Annotated in this window: 13 protein-coding genes and 1 pseudogene; 10 read left to right on the top strand and 4 right to left on the bottom strand. The window is 56.2% G+C overall.

Annotation, left to right across the window (positions count from 1 at the left end):
- Positions 1 to 5 precede the first annotated feature (5 nt).
- From H6G53_RS06210 to H6G53_RS06185, 6 genes are all read left to right on the top strand, one after another.
- Positions 6 to 1,244 carry an acyl-CoA dehydrogenase family protein gene (locus H6G53_RS06210; RefSeq protein WP_199309138.1) on the top strand — a complete coding sequence of 413 codons (1,239 nt, stop codon included), beginning with the start codon at positions 6 to 8 and terminating at the stop codon, positions 1,242 to 1,244.
- Complete coding sequence (locus H6G53_RS06205) at positions 1,241 to 2,275, top strand: ABC transporter ATP-binding protein (protein WP_190526025.1); 1,035 nt, start codon at positions 1,241 to 1,243, stop codon at positions 2,273 to 2,275. The genes H6G53_RS06210 and H6G53_RS06205 overlap by 4 nt, the downstream gene beginning before the upstream one ends.
- A complete protein-coding gene (locus H6G53_RS06200; RefSeq protein WP_190531515.1) occupies positions 2,272 to 3,594 on the top strand; it encodes an ABC transporter substrate-binding protein in 1,323 nt (440 codons plus the stop codon). Before H6G53_RS06205 ends, H6G53_RS06200 begins: the two co-directional genes overlap by 4 nt.
- Positions 3,595 to 3,819: 225 nt before the next feature.
- Positions 3,820 to 4,626: an ABC transporter permease gene (locus H6G53_RS06195; protein ID WP_242030714.1), complete on the top strand. Its 807-nt coding sequence runs from the start codon at positions 3,820 to 3,822 to the stop codon at positions 4,624 to 4,626.
- 172 nt (positions 4,627 to 4,798) lie between these two features.
- Entirely contained in the window at positions 4,799 to 5,158 is a 360-nt protein-coding gene (locus tag H6G53_RS06190) for a rhodanese-like domain-containing protein (protein ID WP_190531512.1), read from the top strand.
- Positions 5,139 to 7,418 carry a PhnD/SsuA/transferrin family substrate-binding protein gene (locus tag H6G53_RS06185; RefSeq protein ID WP_255512342.1) on the top strand — a complete coding sequence of 760 codons (2,280 nt, stop codon included), beginning with the start codon at positions 5,139 to 5,141 and terminating at the stop codon, positions 7,416 to 7,418. Before H6G53_RS06190 ends, H6G53_RS06185 begins: the two co-directional genes overlap by 20 nt.
- Before the next feature lie 94 nt (positions 7,419 to 7,512).
- Here the strand turns inward: H6G53_RS06185 and rimM are convergent, their stop codons facing one another.
- Positions 7,513 to 8,061: a ribosome maturation factor RimM gene (rimM, locus tag H6G53_RS06180; protein WP_190353898.1), complete on the bottom strand. Its 549-nt coding sequence runs from the start codon at positions 8,059 to 8,061 to the stop codon at positions 7,513 to 7,515.
- A gap of 194 nt (positions 8,062 to 8,255) precedes the next feature.
- A pseudogene (locus H6G53_RS06175) lies at positions 8,256 to 9,149 on the bottom strand (methylenetetrahydrofolate reductase); the annotation flags it as partial.
- A 248-nt stretch (positions 9,150 to 9,397) separates the two neighbouring features.
- On the opposite strand from H6G53_RS06175, the gene H6G53_RS06170 reads away from it, so the two are divergent.
- The 3 genes from H6G53_RS06170 to H6G53_RS06160 all read left to right on the top strand — a co-directional run bounded on the left by H6G53_RS06170 (position 9,398) and on the right by H6G53_RS06160 (position 12,708).
- Complete coding sequence (locus H6G53_RS06170; RefSeq protein WP_099533414.1) at positions 9,398 to 10,066, top strand: hypothetical protein; 669 nt, start codon at positions 9,398 to 9,400, stop codon at positions 10,064 to 10,066.
- A gap of 9 nt (positions 10,067 to 10,075) precedes the next feature.
- Positions 10,076 to 10,840, top strand: a complete 765-nt coding sequence (locus H6G53_RS19070) for a pentapeptide repeat-containing protein (RefSeq protein ID WP_190531507.1) — start codon at positions 10,076 to 10,078, stop codon at positions 10,838 to 10,840.
- Positions 10,841 to 11,109: 269 nt separating this feature from the next.
- Entirely contained in the window at positions 11,110 to 12,708 is a 1,599-nt protein-coding gene (locus H6G53_RS06160) for a matrixin family metalloprotease (RefSeq protein WP_099533327.1), read from the top strand.
- A gap of 547 nt (positions 12,709 to 13,255) precedes the next feature.
- Here the strand turns inward: H6G53_RS06160 and H6G53_RS06155 are convergent.
- The gene (locus tag H6G53_RS06155) at positions 13,256 to 13,858 is read right to left on the bottom strand and encodes a superoxide dismutase (RefSeq protein WP_190531505.1); all 603 of its coding nucleotides are present in this window, start codon (positions 13,856 to 13,858) and stop codon (positions 13,256 to 13,258) included.
- 355 nt (positions 13,859 to 14,213) lie between these two features.
- Positions 14,214 to 15,755, bottom strand: a complete 1,542-nt coding sequence (locus H6G53_RS06150; RefSeq protein WP_190531503.1) for a carotenoid oxygenase family protein — start codon at positions 15,753 to 15,755, stop codon at positions 14,214 to 14,216.
- 23 nt (positions 15,756 to 15,778) lie between these two features.
- On the opposite strand from H6G53_RS06150, the gene H6G53_RS06145 reads away from it, so the two are divergent.
- Positions 15,779 to 15,922, top strand: a complete 144-nt coding sequence (locus H6G53_RS06145; protein ID WP_190531501.1) for a hypothetical protein — start codon at positions 15,779 to 15,781, stop codon at positions 15,920 to 15,922.
- Positions 15,923 to 16,575 lie beyond the last annotated feature (653 nt).

Raw genomic sequence — 16,575 nt, 5'->3', positions numbered from 1 at the left:
TAGATGTGAAAACTGGTGTTGTCGATCCACAGGCGATTCGGGCTTTGCTGGCGGAGCAAGCCCAAGCAGTGAATGATGGCGAGGGTTACCGAGACAGTCGGAACTCGTTGCGGTTGTTGGCATCGGTTGGCTGGCTTGGGCTGGGCATTCCTGAGCGCCAAGGCGGGACGGGGGGCACGCGCTTGGATGCCATCGAGGCGATCGCCCAAACGGCGGAGGACTGCTTAACCAGCGCCTTTGTGTTTTGGTGCCAGCGAGCCTTTGCGGAATATTTGGTGGCCAGTGATAACGACAAGTTGCGCCAAACCCTCCTGCCCCAGGTGGTACGGGCTGATCGCTTCGGCGCGACGGGTTTATCGAACGCCATGAAGCACTTGGCGGGTATTGAGGCCTTGCGGGTACAAGCCCGTTGGCAGGGGCAACGGTTACGCTTGGATGGCCATTTGCCCTGGGCTTCTAATTTAGTGCCGGGTGAGTTTTTGGTGGCGGTGGCGGCGGAAACCCCTGAGGGGGAGGCGATCGTGGCGGTGATTCCGGCGAATACCCCGGGCCTGTCGCGTAGTGCGGATTTGGATTTGTTGGGGCTGCGTGGTTCCAACACGGCGGCCTTAACCCTGGAAGGGGTGGAGGTCGATCGCACTTGGGTTTTGAGCGATCGAGCAAGGCAGTTTCTGCCAACCATTCGGCCGGCATTCTTGCTGTTGCAGTGCGGTTTGAGTTTGGGCAAGGCTCGATCGGCTCGGCGGGCCATTCGCAACACGCTCCAAACCCGATCGCAGGTATTGCGGGGAGCCTTGCAGCAGCTTGATCACCGCTACGACGAGCTGGCCACGCAACTGCGGCAATTGGCGGCGCTCTCCGAGTTTTCCTTTGCTGAAACGCGGCATCTGTTTGAAGTCCGCATTGCCTTAACCCGCCTGGCCGTGGATGCCATCACGCTGGAGTTGGAAGCACAGGGGGGCGGGGCCTATCTCAACGACCATGCAACGGCCCGGCGCTGGCGGGAAGTAGCGTTTTTACCGGTGCTCACCCCCAGCTTGGTGCAACTGGAAACGGAGTTGGCCCGCGTCACGCCCGCCACCGCGATTACCCCGGAAATTGAGTCAACCATCAGCCCCGCGATCCACAACCCCTCCCGCACAGCCCTGACCACTGCCCCCGGTCTGGCTACGGGGGCCATTCCACCGTCGATCGCCAAAACCGCCGCGAGTCGATCGCCCTCCCGATCGGAGGTCAGGCGATGAGTGAGTTGCTGCCGGTGACCGTGGGCCGATCGCCGGATCTGTGGGAGTCCGGGGAGTTACCCGATCGCTCATCCACGGTCTCAGACATCCCTACCCCAAAGCCGCCCGATCGCCTCAAAACCTCAACTCTTCGATCGCCCCCATCAGTCGCACCTCAATCCGGTGTCGGGAACGCTGCGGCCGATCGGGAAACGGATCAAACAGATCGAACGGATCGCCCATTACTGACCGTGCGGGGGCTAACCCATCACTACTCCGCAGGACGCGATCGGGTCTTGGCCTTCGCGCAAATTAACCTCGACCTTCACCCTCGGGAGTTGGTTTGCCTGCTGGGCCCCAGCGGTTGCGGCAAGTCTTCTCTGCTGTTGGCCATCGCCGGTTTGCAACGGGCCACGGCCGGAGAAGTGCGGCTGAAGGGTCAACCTATCCAAGAGCCACAACCCTCGGTGGGGATGGTGTTTCAGGGGCCGGCCTTGCTGCCCTGGTTAACGGTGACCCAAAACATCACCTGGGGATTGAAGTTGCGGCGAATGCCCACCATTGCCAAAGCAGTTGCCCGATCGCGCGCGGCCGAAGCCTTGGCCAGCGTTGGCTTAGGGGGCGTGGAACGGGCCTATCCTCACCAACTCTCGGGCGGGATGGCGCAGCGGGTGGCCCTGGCACGGGCCCTGGTGCGGCAACCGGAACTGCTGCTGTTGGATGAACCGTTCAGCGCCCTGGATGCGATTACGCGCCGATCGATGCAAGCGCTGCTGCTTCAGGCGATCGCCCGCTACCCAGCGGCCGTGCTCATGGTCACCCACGACATTGATGAGGCTTTGGCCCTGGGCGATCGGGTGGTGTTGATGGATCGCAATCCCGGGCGGATTCGTCGCCAGTGGATTTTGCGATCACCCCCCACAGATCCGAACGATCGCGCCCTGCGAGACCCCGCCGCCCAAGGGGCCCTGCGTCGCGAAATTTTAGAGGAGTTGTTGACCGTGATTGACCCCGTTGTTCTGCCCTCGATCGCGGGAGGTGTCCAACCATGACCAGCGATCGCCAAGCCCGCGCTCGATCGAGCCGTGCCACCCCCCATTGGATTGCGCCCCCCTTTGCCAGCGGCCCCACTGCCGGCCTGGGTTGCGACTGCTGCGGCCTCAGTCGGCGAGATTTCCTGCAACTCACAGGACTATTCTCAGCCTCCCTGGGGGCAACCCTGGCCGTCGGGGGCTGCCAGCCAACCCAAGGCCCCGCTCAATCTAGCCCCGCTGCTTCAGCCCCGGCGACACCCACGGCCCAACCCCCGGTCAAAATTGGCTACCTGCCGATCACCGATGCGGCTCCCCTGTTGGTGGCCCATGCCCGCGAGCTATACCAAGCGGAGGGACTAACGGCCGAAAAACCAACCCTCTTTCGTTCTTGGCCGCAGGTGGTCGAAGCGTTTTTGGCCAGACAGGTGAATGTCATCCATATCCTGATGCCCGCCACCTTGTGGTTGCGCTATGGCCGCAAGTTTCCGGCCAAGATTGTGGCCTGGAATCACACCAATGGTTCAGCCCTGACCGTCTTGCCGGAAATTAATCGCCTGGAAGACCTGGGCGGTCGCAAGGTGGCTGTACCCTTTTGGTATTCAATCCACAACGTGGTGCTCCAGCAACTGCTGAAGAAAGCAGGATTGAAGGTGGTGCGGCGGCCCAAAGAGGCCAAGGTGGCCGCCAACGAGGTGAATTTAATTGTGCTGCCGCCACCGGATATGGTTTCGGCCCTCGCCAACCAAGCGATCGCGGGCTACATCGTGGCGGAACCTTTCAACGCGGCGGCAGAAAACCTCAAAACAGGCAAAATTCTGCGCTTTACCGGCGATGTGTGGAAGGATCACGCCTGCTGTGTGGTGCTGATGCATGAAGACGACCTCACCCAGCATCCCGATTGGGCGCAGCGGGTGGTGCAGGCGATCGTCAAGGCCCAGCATTGGAGCGGCGAAAACCGCGCAGGTGTGGCTGAAATTTTGTCGAAGGAGGGGGGCAAATATACGCCTCATCCGAAAGCAGCCCTGATTCGGGCCCTAACGGCCTACGACCCAGCCGTTTATAAAGCCCAAGGGGCGATCGCCCATCCCGATTGGCAGATCGATCGAATTGATTTTCAACCCTATCCTTTTCCGTCCTACACCGCTGAGTTGGTGCGCTTGCTCAAGGAAACCCAAGTGGAAGGAGAAACCCAGTTTTTACAGGATCTTGACCCCGAGTGGGTGGCCCAAGACTTGGTGGATGACTCCTTGGTGAAGGCGGCCTTGGCTGCGGTGGGCGGCCCCGCTGCCTTCCGGTTACCCGAAAACCTGACCCGCAAGGAAACGATCGCGCTCTGAAGCCTTGGGCATCACCCGATCCAGCTCGCTTCAGCATCAATTCCACGTCAATTTGACCGGGTCAGTTCCCGATCGACAGATCACAGTCATGCCGAGTCATGCCGAGTCATGCCGATCTAGATTCACGCCGATTTCGGGGAAGGGTGGCCAGCGATTCCACTCATTGGCCCCACTCATTCAGCATCGTCAAGACAAGCTATTAGGCATTGGAGGGATTGGGCAGCCATGGCGGTTGGAATGTGGCAAAAAGCAGGGCGATCGGGCGTTGCTCGACAACTTCGCGGAGTGTTGGGGATCGTGAGTAGCCCCTTGCTTGGCCTGCTGCTGGGGCTATTGCTGTGGTGGGCGCTCACGTCCCCGCTGTTGCATCCCGGCGCGATCGTGGGGGACTTTTCACCAGAAAAATCGCTCACCACCGTCCTGAAGCTGCTGGGTGACGGCACGTTGGAACCCCACATTGGCGCGAGTTTGCGGCGGGTCGTGGTTGGCTTAGCCGCTGCCGCCCTGATTGGGATTCCCGTTGGCATTGCCCTGGGGCTGTGGCGGCCCCTGGAGCAGGGCACGTCTGTTCTGTTTCAGTTTGTGCGGATGGTGTCGCCCCTGTCTTGGATGCCACTGGCTGTGATGGCCTTTGGGATTGGAGATGCGCCCGTGTACTTTCTGCTCACCGTGGCGGCGGTTTGGCCCGTGTTGCTGAATGCGGCGGCGGGAGTGCATAGCGTCGATCGGCGATGGTTGCTGTTAGCCCGCAGCCTTTGTGCAACCCGTTGGGAGGTGATTGGTCGGGTCATTTTGCCCGCGATCGGGCCGCACCTTTTCGTAGGGCTGCGGCTGGCAGTCGGCGTGATTTGGATCGTGTTAGTGCCCGCCGAAATGTTAGGGGTTAGCTCGGGCTTGGGCTACTTCATTTTGGATACGCGCGATCGCCTGGCCTATAGCGAATTGATGGCTGCGATTTTGACCATCGGTGCGATCGGCTATGGGCTGGATACCGGGTTGCGATCGCTCAATCGCCTCACCCATTATTCCTAGTTTCTGTTGATTGCATTCAGTCAAACCACAGCCAGTGAAAACACAAATAACATTGTGATGTTTAGGTTGATTTTTCTAGGCGTTCTGAATAGCCCATTTTAGAAAGATCTCGAACGATTGCAATAAACCTCAAGTCTCCAGTCTCAAGTCTCAATCTTCAATTCTAAACATCATGAGTATTCAAGAGATCATCTCGGAACAAACAGTTTCAGAAATCACACCTGAGACACTCAACCAATGGTTGAAAACTCAAAAAATTACCTTAATTGATGTGAGAGAAGTTCAAGAATTTGAGGCAGAGCATATTGCTGGTGCTGTTTTACAACCCTTGAGTCAACTAAATGGGATAGCTTGGAGCGCTGAATTGGGAACAGTGGTGTTATATTGCCGCAGCGGCAGACGATCGGCTGAAGGAGGTCAGCGACTCTTGCGCGATCGCAATCTACCGTTGGTGCATCTGAAGGGAGGAATTTTAGCTTGGAAAGCAGCGGGTTATCCAACCGTCGTGAAGAATGAAAGCGATTCAATTTAGTTCTGCAAAGTCATTTAATTTTGGAGAGGCAAGTCACCAAAATCCTGAATGGGATGGTGAAGGATCTGAATTTGGCACTGCACTCAAAATTGGAGTGTTAGCCAACCGAGGATTAAAGATTGCTGAGTCCATGTGGCAACCAACGGCTGATTATTTATCGGCCGTTGTTTCTAATCGTCAATTTACAATGGTTCCCCTGAGCTTTGATGATATCCATCAAGCCATTGCCAGCCAAGCCGTACAGTTTGCCATTGTTAATCCGGGGCTGTATGTGGAGTTTGAAACACAATTTGGTCTGAACCGAATTGCCACTTTGAAAACGCTGCAATTGGGAAAACCGGTAACGGAATTTGGCGGCGCAATTTTTAGTCGGCGCGATCGCCTGCCCATGACTCAGTTGTCAGATTTGAAGGGGCGATCGGTGGCGGCGGTGGCGGAAACCTCCCTGGGGGGCTGGCGGATGGCGTGGCGGGAATTGGTCGAAGCGGCGATCGATCCCTATCGAGATTTTGCGGCGCTGGAGTTTTTGGGGAGCCACGATCGGGTGGTGGCCGCCGTGCAATCGGGTCAAGCAGAGGTGGGGATCGTCAGCACCCATGTTTTGGAACAGCTCGCGGCAACGGGGGCGCTGGACTTAAACACCATTCAAATTCTGCCGCCTCCAGCGATTGTGCCGTCGGCGCTGCCCTTTGCCCTCAGCACTCGGCTCTATCCGGAATGGCCCTTCGCTGTTTTGCCCATGGTTCCTCGGGCGATCGCGGAGGCGGTGACCATTGCGCTGTTGCAGATGCCCACTGACGCGCCCGCAGCCCAAGCGGCTGGGGCCGCCGGTTGGACAATTCCCCTGAATTATCAGTCAGTGCATGAATGTTTCCAGGTGCTGCAAGTGCCGCCCTATCGAGATTTTGGGCGCACTACGGCGAGTTTTGCCCTGGCGGTGAAGGGATCCCACGATGGTCTGTGGGATTGGATGGTGGAAACGGGCCGGACGCTATTTTCCGATCGCTGGGCGGCTTTGTTGGGCTATCAACCCGCAGACATTCCGCCCCATGTTGATCAATGGTTTGATCGCTTGCATCCCGACGATCGCGATCGGTTCACTCAGGCCTTAAGCCAATTTTTTGCCAGCGATCGCACCCAATGGGAGTTGGAATATCGCCTGCGACATCGTGATGGTTCCTATCGCTGGGTATTGTGCCGAGGAACCTTGCAACGGAACTATCAAGGGCGACCCTACCGCATGGCCGGTTCCCACACCGACATTACCAATCGCAAGCAGGTGGAAGACCAGCTCCGAACATCCAAAGTTCATTTACAAGAAAAGGCACAAACCCTGCAAGCCACCTTGCAAGAGTTGCAATCAACCCAACTCCAACTCATTCAGGCAGAAAAAATGTCGAGCCTCGGTCAATTAGTAGCGGGAATTGCCCATGAATTGAATAATCCTGTCAGTTTTATCTATGGCAATATGCGTTATCTCGAAGAATATGCTGCGGAGCTGGTGAAGATCATTCAACTGCTGAAAACACACCAAGAATCGCCTCACTTGCAAGAAGAAATTCTTGATCAACTCGATCTGGATTTTATTCAGACTGACTTACCCAAGCTGATTACCTCGATGAAGACCGGCACCGATCGCATCCGATCGCTAGCACTGTCTCTGCGTAATTTTTCAAGGGTTGATGAAGCGGAAATGAAGGCGGTGGATTTACATGAGGGCTTGGAAAGTACGCTGTTGATTTTGCAGCATCGACTCTTACCCTCGTTGAAGGGCTTGGAGATTCAAATCGATCGCCAATATGGTGATTTGCCGCTGGTGGAATGCTATCCCGGGCAAGTGAACCAGGTTTTTATGAACTTACTCAGCAACGCGATCGATGCCCTGGAAAGCCAGTTTCAGCCGTTAGCCTATGGTGTTGCTGGTGGGGAAAGTTCCACGAAACTCGTTCCCAAGATCACCATTCAAACGGTCGTGGAAGACCATGAGGTGGTGGTTAAAATTACCGATAACGGTACGGGCATTAACCCAGAGGTGCGATCACGCATTTTTGACCCCTTTTTCACCACCAAGCCGATCGGTCAGGGCACTGGTTTAGGCCTGTCGATCGCCTACCAAATTGTGGTGGAACAACACCATGGTCGGCTCAGTTGCCAGTCTGCACCGGGTCAAGGAACGGGTTTTGAAATTCGGCTGCCTCGACGCGCGGGTTGGGCGATTGCTTCTCAATTGCCCGCGCCGGAACTGGCAGAAGCTGTTTAATCACAACCAAAATAAAAGTCGCAACAACAACCGAAATAACAGCCGATCGCCCGCAGATTTCGGGCAGATTTCGGGTTGAATTTATCCGCTGGAATTACAAATCCAAAAGACCAGCGGGGGGCACAATTTCCAGACGCTTGGTTGTTAGGTCAACGATCGGGACAATTTCATCCACAAAGGGAATCAAAATCACCTGTTCCGAGTCCGTGAGCTGCACTTGCAACAAATCCTGAGCAGCGGTCGCCAGGCCCACCACTTGCCCGATCGAAACCTGTTGCACCTGATCAAACACCTCCATGCCCATCAAGTCCATCAGGTGATATTCCCCCGCTTCCAAGGGAGGGCGGCTGTGGGCCGAAACTAGCAACTTGGCTCCCCGGAGGTTTTCGGCACTGGTGCGATCGACCACTTCCGCAAACCGCACCACATACAGGTTTTGCTTATTCAGATATCGACCGCTCAGCAGGCGCACCGGTTGGGGTTCGTCCCGCCCCAGCTTGGCCCCCGGCGGCAACAACCAGCGCTGGCCCGGCTCCATAAATCGTTCTGGAAAATCGGAGTCGGGATAGATCCGCAGTTCCCCCCGCAGACCTTGGGGGGCAACAATTTTGCCCACTTCAAGCCAATCATCAGGGGTGCTCATGGATGCAAAAAGGAGGTAGAGGTCAAGGAAGGGGATGAACTATTGCCGGTGGCTTGGCCGGTGGTTTGATCGGTGATCTGATCGGTGGCCTGATCGGTTGGTTGGCTGCCTAAGGGGCTGTCTGAATGGTTGTTGGGACGACCATGGGCATGGCCATTGGACTGGCCATTGCTGTCGATCGGCTGGGCGGGCGGGGTCACGGGTTCCAAACCAGCCATCTGCAAAATTTCGGGAATTAAGTCCTCGCGGCGCACCGCCATCATATGGACTCCCTGGCAAATTTGGCGGGCCATGGCCACCTGTTCAGCGGCGATCGCCATGCCCTCGCGTAAGGGGTCTTGGGCCCGAGCCAGGCGATCGATCAAATGCTGAGGAATTTCTACGCCGGGCACATTGCGGTTGATAAATTCCGCATTTTTCGCTGATTTCAGCAGAAAGATCCCCGCCAAAATTGGCTTTCCGCAACCGGCAGCCACCTGGGTCATGAACTGATCCAAGCGATCGAAGTCAGAAATTAATTGACTTTGGAAAAACTGGGCCCCGGCAGCTAATTTGCGCTGAAAACGCCGCTGCACCCCCAACCAACTCTTACATTGGGGATCCACCGCCGCTCCAACAAAGAGATCCGTTCCGCTATTTTCCAAGGGGCGATCGGTTGCATCTTGCCCTTGGTTGAGCCGCTTCACCGCTTCCAACAGGCGCACCGCTTCCCAGTCAAAGACGCTGCGGGCTTCGGGAAAGTCACCGGCCTTCACCGGGTCACCCGTGAGGGCCAATACGTTCTGAATCCCCAGGGCATGGGCCCCCATCAAATCCGCTTGGAGGGCAATTCGGTTTCGATCGCGACAGGCCACCTGCCACACGGGTTCAATGCCCCGTTGCAACAGCAAGCTCGCGGCCGCCAACGAAGACATCCGCAACACGGCCCGGCTGCCGTCGGTGATGTTCACCGCATGAACCCAAGGTTGCAACTGCTCGGCCATGGCCAACATGTGGCTAGTGTCGCTGCCCTTCGGTGGCATCACCTCGGCAGTCACCAAAAAAGTGCCAGCGCTGGCAGCAGTACGAAAACGCGATAACACGGGCATTAACTAACGGCGCAAGAGACAGGGGTTGCGCAGGCATAGATCGACATTCTACCCGGAAGTTTTCCCCCCAAAATCTTCCCTTTGGCGAGGGATTTTGCGAGCTGGTCTAATTTTCTGACCCGATCGCCCGCTGTTCCCCCACCTTGGGCGATCGGCCTTGTGCTGGGGCCGGCCCCTTGGCACAATGAAGCCCGTGGATTGCCCACAGATTCCGGCCATTGCCCCCGCTGCGGAAGCCAGCCTCCTCCTTGGGTATCGAACTCCGAAGCTACGTTTATCTCGATCGCCTGCAACCCCAACATGCGGCCTACATTGGCACAGTGGCGATCGGCTTCTTGCCGCTCCCCGGGGACAGTTCCCTTTGGATTGAAGTATCGCCTGGGATTGAAATCAACCGCATCACCGATGTGGCCCTCAAGGCCACCTCCGTGCGGCCCGGCGTGCAGTTTGTGGAACGGTTATATGGCCTGTTAGAAATTCACTCCAGCCGCCAAGGGGAAACCCTGACAGCGGGCCGGGCCATTTTGCAGGCTTTGGGAGTGCGGGAGAGCGATCGCCTCAAGCCCCGCGTCATCTCCAGCCAAATCATCCGCAATATTGATCCTCACCAGGCGCAATTAATTAACCGCACCAGCCGTGGCAACATGCTGCTGGCGGGTCAGACCCTCTATGTTTTTGAGGTGGAACCGGCGGCCTATGCGGCCCTGGCCGCCAACGAGGCGGAAAAGGCCGCGTTGATCAATATTCTGCACATCACGGCGGTGGGCAGCTTTGGGCGGATGTACCTCGGTGGCGAAGAGCGAGATATTTTGGCGGCGGTGGCAGCGGTTGAGGATGCGATCGCCCATGTTTCTGGACGCGATCGGGATGACGGCAACGATGGCCGCACCCCGGTGCTCCTGACCCGAAAGGAGTAGCAATCGATCGTGGCAGACGCAGCGGATCTTATGTATTTGGCCCGATCGCCCCGACAGTGGGCCGATTGGCGGGCACAACAGGGCGATCGGCCTGCCGACTTGCGCGGTGCAGATCTGAGCGGTTGGCGTTTGCCCCAGTGGGACTTGGCCGGGGCCCAACTCCAGCAAGCAATTCTCGATCACGCCGACTTGCAAGGGGCCAACGGTTCCCATCTGCAAGGTCTCGGTTTACGGGCGATCGGGATGCAGGGCTTCGGAATTCAGTTGCGCCACAGCCAAGCCATTGCGGCCAACTTCCGCCAAGCCGACCTGCGCCACGCAGACTTGCGGGATGTGAGTTGGGCCGGCGTGAACCTGGCCGAAGCTGACCTGCGGGGAGCCAACCTCAGTCGCGGACAACTGGCGCGATCGACCTGGGCCTTCACCCGTGCCCAAGGGGCAATTTTGCAAGGGGCCCTGCTCGATCGCGCCTTGGTCTTGGGGGCCGAATTTGGGCAACTGCAAGCCCACGGCCTCCAGGCCCGAGAATTACGGGGCGATCGTTCCCACTGGGCCGCCGCTCAACTGGCCGAAGCCGACCTGTCCGGAGCCAGCCTGGTTGGTGCAGACTTTGCCTGGGCGAATCTCAGCGATGCCAACCTGCAAGGGGCCGACTTACGAGGGGCCAATTTGCACGGAGCGAACCTCTGTCGCGCCGACCTACGCGGAGCCTTGCTGACCGATGCCGATTGGAGCCTCAGCATCACCCTAGACACCCTTTGGCCAGAACCCTAGCCTGATCTTGCTCCCACAAAGTCTCCAACTTCTTGGGTCAATTTACTCCAGAGCAAGCATTCTGAGAGCCTCAATCATCGCCTCAATCACCTTGCGTCCCTAATGATCCAATTCAAGGAAAGGGACTAATCACAGCTCCCCACAAAACATCAATTTAGGATTCATTCCTTTACGGATAGCAACACTTTCCTTTTTACCTTGGCATTCACAGAAAGGATTTCTATAAATGGATGAATGGTTGAAGGGATGTTAAACCGTTCATTATTTTTATGACCACTTTCTCTCTCAGTGACTCTGTTCTCGCACCCGCCTCTCTCCCCACTGCTCCTGAATCTTCCCGTTGCAGTTGTCGGGCCTGTCGATCGGCCCGGGGTGGCAGCACCAACGGCAGCTCAGCCCCCACCCGCCCCCTAGCGGCCGGCAGCGGTTCGCCCGTGGTGGATACGATCATCGCCACCACTGACTCAGGCGCTCCCGACAAGTGGCCCGTGGGCCCCGGCGGCACCATCACCTACAGCTTCATTTCCCCTGCCACCGCTAGCACTTACAACGCCGGTTCGGATGAAACCAACATCCAAGAGGTCGAAGAGTCCGTTAAAAACAACGTGCGGGCAATCTTTCGCCACTACAGCGAAATTGTGCCGCTGAATTTTGTGGAAGTGGCGGACTCCGCAGACAGCAAGGTACGGATCGTTTACTCCCAGGGACCAGGGCCAGAGGGCAATGCTTACGCCTACTATCCCAGCAATTCCGAGCGGGGCGGCGCAGTTCACCTCCAGCCCGCAAACAACAGCGACCCGAGCACGGCCTTTACCTCCGGCCCCGGCAGCTATGGCTATTCGACGCTGATCCACGAAATTGGTCACGCCTTGGGCCTGAAGCACCCCGGAAACTACAACGCCACCGCCAACCAGGATCCTGGCCAACCCGCAGAAAACGCAGGTGAAGAACCGTTTCTTGACTCGGCTCGCGACAATATCGTGAACACGGTCATGAGCTACAACGGCGATGCTCAGCAGGACAAGGGATTTGCGGATCCTTCAACGCTAATGGCGTTGGATATTGCCGCTTTGCAGTTCTTGTATGGCACCAATCGCGGTTCACGGGCAGAAAACACCACCTATCGCCTAGATTCCAGTAATCTCCGCACGGTGCAAGCGATTTGGGATGGTGGGGGCAATGACACGGTGGACGCATCGGCCCTCCCGGCAGGCGATTACCTGTTTGATCTGATCGATAACGGCCGCTTGACGGAGCGTTCTGCCTTGGGCGCACGTATTTACAAGGGCAAAAACGAACCGACCGGCCCCGACTACCAAGATATGGGCTACGGCTGGGTCGTTGGGATTGGGGCCAATTTGGAAAACGTGGTTGGCACGGCTGGGACTGATGAAATTTTGGGCAATGCCTTGCCGAATGTCTTGCAAGGGGGCGCGGGCAATGACCAAATTTCCGGGCGGATTGGCCCAGATACCCTGGATGGCGGGGCGGGCAATGACCTGCTGCGGGGTGGTTTTGGGTTTGATGTGTTGATTGGTGGCCCTGGTGACGACATCCTGTCGGGCGATCGGGGACGGGATCAACTGACCGGGGGCGATGGAGCCGATATCTTTGTGTTGCGGACGAGCACCCCTGCGCCCACGCCGGAAGTGACGGATATTTTGACGGACTTCACCCCAGGGGTCGATCGCATCGGTTTGACGGATGGATTCTCTCCCTCGGCCGTGGCCTATGCGCCCTTTACGCTCAACGGTCAGGCTGGAACCATGATGAGTATTGCGGGCAGCAGTAATGCTTTCTTGGCCTTTGTGCCCGGCGTGGGGGCTGAGGCGATCGGGGCGGCCCTGATTGCCTCGCCGGTTCCCTAAGCGCGATCGATCGGGATCATTGGTTCGCAGGTTCGCAGGTTCGCAGATGCCTGAGCCGATCGCGGGTCGATCGGGCGCGGGAGCTGCCCGCTTTGAAATTTTGCCCGGAATTTAACCCCTAATGTCGGGTCGGATTCGATCGGCTGAAAGGGTTATTTTGCGGGCATAGGGCAGCCGAAATAACAAGACCACAATTGCCAATTAAGGATTGCAAACAACTGGCATCCGTCTTTGGGCGATCGTCGTCTGCTATGTTAAATGCGACAATTCAGCGACGCGTCCCAAGCCTGAGCGGTGCGGGACGTTTTTTTTCAGGTCATTTTTCACCCGGATTGATTGTTCAGGGTGATTGAAATTTGACCTTCGGGAAAAACCAAAAATAATGCCGACCCAAACTATCTTGGGTCGGCCAGGGATGATTTAGATGATTCAGCAGACCAACTTTTTGCCAAACCTGTAACCAAACAGGCAAAGGAAAAAAGCATTGAACCCATTGGGGGCTAAATCATCGGAAAAATTCAAAAACCCCAAGGTTCCGAGGCAACAACTAGGCAGCTTTGGCGAAGTTTTCAGCCACAAACTCCCAGTTGATCAGCTTGGTTACGAAATCGCTGATGTAGTCGGGACGGCGATTTTGGTAGTCCAAATAGTAGGCATGTTCCCAAACATCCATGGTCAGGAGGGGAATTTGGCCGGCGGTCATGGGGTTTTCGGCGTTGCCGGTTTTGGTCACCTTGAGCGTGCCGTTATCGAGCACCAGCCAAGCCCAACCACTACCGAATTGGGTAGCCCCAGCGGCTTTGAATTGGGTCACGAATTCATCAAAGCTGCCGAAGTCAGCCACAATTTTGTCCAGCAGTGCGCCGGCCGGTTGGCCGCCACCGTTGGGCTTAATGCTGTTCCAGTAGAAGCTGTGATTCCAGGCTTGGGCAGCGTTGTTGAAGATGCCAGCTTTGGATGCGTCACCAGCAATGGCTTTGATTACGTCTTCGATCGGCTGTGCGTCCAGCTCAGTCCCTTCAACGGCCTTGTTGTAGTTGGTGACGTAGGCGGCGTGGTGCTTGTCGTGGTGGAACTCCAGGGTGTTCTTGCTGATGTAGGGTTCCAGCGCCGTGTAATCGTAGGGCAGGGCAGGAAGTTGGTAAGCCATGATTGCAGTGCTTTCTCTTGGTGCTTCTCTCGGTTCTTGGCGATTGCACGGTTGTTGGCGACAGACTGGGGCGATCGCACGCCACCGGCCAGCCGATTAAAACAACTTCTGGCGAGCAAAACAGCCGCCCTCTAGGGTATCGCAAAATCTGTGCATCCCGTGCAGGGACAAGTTTGCTGGTTGGTCTTGGCCGATGGGTTGAAACCGTTCACCGGGCTGGGTCTTGGCTGGGCAATCACCCAGCTCAAATCACCCAGCTCAAATGGTTCAGCCCAGTCGATCGGGTTTTTCCGGTTCTAATCTGCAATTTCTAGCTCTGCAATTTCTAGATTTGCGATCTCTAGCTCTGCAATTTCTAGTCTGCGATGCCAAACACCTGGGGCACAAAGCTGCCATGCAGACCATAAGGAACATGGTGCTTGAGTTTCAACCGAGCCACCAGGGACAGATCCTGAGCGGCCAGGATGATCAGATCGGAGGCGTGGCGCTCGGCATTGTAGGCCAGCAGCAACACCCAACCATCGTCCTCTTGGGTGGCTTGGGGATTGGGAACGAACAGAGGTTCACCGCCAAAAACCCGCGCGCCCAGGTCAAACAGGGCCCGATCGCCCGTTTGCAAATCCAATTTCAACACCGCTTGCAGGGGCGCGTTGCCTTGGGGCGATCGGGCTGCCCCGATATATAGGTAGCGATGTTCATGGCCCACGGCATTGGGGTGCAAGCTGGGAAATTCACAGCAGCGACTTTCGATGCAGTGCGATCGCACCCGATCGGTGGTCAAGTCCATTTCAAATCGCCAAAGCTGTCCTTCCGGCAGGCTGCCAAAATCAACCGATCGGAAGTCTGCGCCCGGTTCCAGGGTTGGGAACGAGTCATAGCAAACGGAATCGATCGTGATTTGTTGACCATCGGGGCTTTCAAAGGCGTTGCCGTGGTGAAACACAAAGCAAGGCGGCACATCCAGCACGCGCACCGCTTGGCTCGGATCCCGAGGAATCAGCAGGGCCCGAGTGGGTTGTTTGGGGTCAAATTCCAGGCATTGCCCCGCCCCTTTGAATCCCAGCATGAAAGGCAGCGGATTAAATTTGACGGGATTTTGGAAAAAGATGCACCAATGGGGAGTGATGGCAAAATCATGCAAAAAGGCAAATCCCGGCACGCTACGGGTTTGGCGGCTGGCGAGTTTTCCCGCTTCGTCTAATTCATAGATCGTGATGTTGGTGGAAAGGCCGGGCTTCACGGCAAAGTTCACGAAGCGCCGATCGCCCGCCGAGTTGGGACTCATGGCCCAGCGGTTGGCTCCGGTGGCTGTTTCGGCCGCGCCGGGAACCGTGCCAGGATCAATGCGGGCATGGGCGGCAAAGGCATCGCCGGGCTTCAGCAGTCCATCGATCGAATCCAGCCCGATCGTCTCCAGGGTTTTCGGATCCAAACGGTGGGGTTCTGCCGCTTCCCACAAGGCCCAGAGTCGATCGGCCCAATACATCACATGGGTATTGGCAATATTTTTAATCTTCAGATCCAACAAATTCGCCAGCCAACCGCCGGCCTTTTGCGTACCAAACACGCCGCGATAGAGAATTTTGCCGGCTGCCTGTTCGGCCAAATAGCCTTCGGTGCGCACAAACCGATTGCGAAAATGGGCCCGACCATTGTGGAAGGTAATTTGGCAAATCATCCCATCCCCATCAAAGGGATGTCCGATCGGCTCGCCGGCCACATCCAGCAGGCCGGGGCCATTGCGAAACAGCGTGCCGGTCAGGTTGCTGGGAATTTCCCCTTCAATGTCATCAATCCAGGTCTCAAACTCTTGGGGTTGAGATTCATAGCCCCGCTGCCAGTCCGCGAGACTATAGGGCACTGGTTTTGATGAGGTTTTCGTTTCAAGGCTTTGCATGGATCGCAATCAAATCGAGTTGGGTGGCGGTTGCAGAAGACTCGATCGGGCGACCAATTTCGGAGCGATCGCGGCCCATGGGTGACCGCAATGCACAATTACAATGGACAATCACACAGGGCGATCGCTCCAACGCCCAATCCGTAAGGCTTGCTTCTCTAGTCTAATGGTCTGTCTTGTCTGGAACCGCGCAGAACCGGGAATTCTCGGGCAATTAGCCCCTATTGGTGCAAATCGCGATCAAGTAAATTTTGTTTCGGGTCAAAATTGATCTTTTAGGTATTCCAGATATTTATCAAAGATTTTCAGGTGCGTTTTCGTGTTTTTTGCTTGAGTTTTAATTGAATTTGTATTATTCAAATTCAATTATTTTAATTTTGATTTGATTTGATTTTTATCGATTTGTTCTCATGAGTTTTTATGGTCAGATTTTAAGCAGAAACCCGATCAAATCGGTCAATTTCAAAAACAATCAAGGCAATAATTAAGTTGTTTTATTATTTAGCAAATGACTTCGAGGATGAATCTCAGTCAAGGTATTGTTCAGAATTAAGCGCTGATCTTTCAGGTGGCTATGGGCAGGGGGTGAGGTCGTTATCATGGTTGGGGATCGTTGCGATCGCCCATGATAATTATTCATCCCCATTATTTATTGATTGATCAATCTCTTTGGGGTTTTCGGGATTTGTCCCAACTTTCCTGATTCTTAGCAGTCATTCGGAGAGCAGAGACCACAATTCCTGAACCTAAAAATCAGGGAGCAAAGTGGCTGTCCTTCAGGTTTGAGCTTTAAGAAACATCAGCCGCTTTGGCCCTGATA

The organism is Limnothrix sp. FACHB-406 (assembly GCF_014698235.1).
In the GTDB taxonomy this organism is placed as follows: domain Bacteria; phylum Cyanobacteriota; class Cyanobacteriia; order CACIAM-69d; family CACIAM-69d; genus CACIAM-69d.
This window is presented reverse-complemented; position numbering and strand designations above follow the sequence as displayed.